This window comes from Thioclava kandeliae (assembly GCF_040297545.1).
Taxonomy (GTDB): domain Bacteria; phylum Pseudomonadota; class Alphaproteobacteria; order Rhodobacterales; family Rhodobacteraceae; genus Thioclava; species Thioclava kandeliae.
In genome coordinates this window covers 1-1,042 of sequence record NZ_JAYWLC010000079.1, presented here as the reverse complement: position 1 = coordinate 1,042, position 1,042 = coordinate 1, and the positions used below count along the sequence as shown (strand labels likewise).

The window sequence follows — 1,042 nt, the reverse complement described above, 5'->3', positions numbered from 1 at the left end:
ACGATCCAAAGGACGCGCAGGTCATCCTGCATATGATGCAAATCGGGAACGAGCAATTCTACCACGACCCAATACTGCGCGGCACGAATGACCTTCAGGAGTTATCAAAGACGCACGACATCGTCTCGCGCTCGAAGACCGAGCTGTGGCATCGCATCTTGACCCACTATCTGCCCTTGTATTGGCCCGAGGCGGAACGCTTTCACCGCAGCACACGCAGCGACTGGTTCTTTGCCTTCCTCGAACGTTATCCCTCGCCGCACTTTATCTCTTCCATGGGCCAAGAGGCATTCATTGCCGATGCCTGGGAGGTTGTCGGCCGCAAGGTCTCAAAAGAACGTTTGCTTGCAGATATTTATCAGACCGCCAAATCATCGGTGGGCTTGCCCATTACGCCGGACTCAGATGCCGCGAGGATGTTCCGGTTGGTGTTGAGCGAAGGACGTAGCCTGATTGCCCAACGCAACGAGATTGAGGACCGCGCCGTTGAACTGCTCAAGACCAACGACGACTATCGGCTGCTGACATCTATCCCGGGGATCGGGCCGATCAATGCCCTGACCATCCTGGCAGAGGCTGGCGATCTGCGCCGCTTTCAGCATCACCGCCAATTTCTGAAGTTTTGTGGAATGGACCTTGCAACCATCCAATCCGGCACATTCCGAGGCCAGACCAAGCTTTCCAAATACGGCAATGCCCGGCTACGACGGACACTTTGGATGGCGGGTCAGGTGGCCATCATGCAAAGGACCAACAGCTTCCGCGACAAGTTCGAGCGTTACATCGCCAAGGATCGGCAGAACACCCATTTGCGCCGCAAGGCGTATACCGCAATCGCCGCAAAAATAGCCCGCACCGTACATGGGATCATCAAACGCGGCGAACCCTATCGTCCCTTCTTTGAGGGATGATCGATAGCAGAAGGACCTTTCTCTGTAAGGGCCGTAGAGGCGAGTAATCGACCTCGTAGATAATGTTCAGGCCTTCTGCTCAACGACCCGAAGATCTCGTCTTAAGGACGGTGAGAGCCGCAAAAGCGTAC

General features: G+C 55.4%; 1 pseudogene. It reads left to right on the top strand.

From position 1 onward, the window contains the following. Positions 1 to 958 (top strand): annotated as a pseudogene (locus VSX56_RS20665) (IS110 family RNA-guided transposase); the annotation flags it as partial. Positions 959 to 1,042 lie beyond the last annotated feature (84 nt).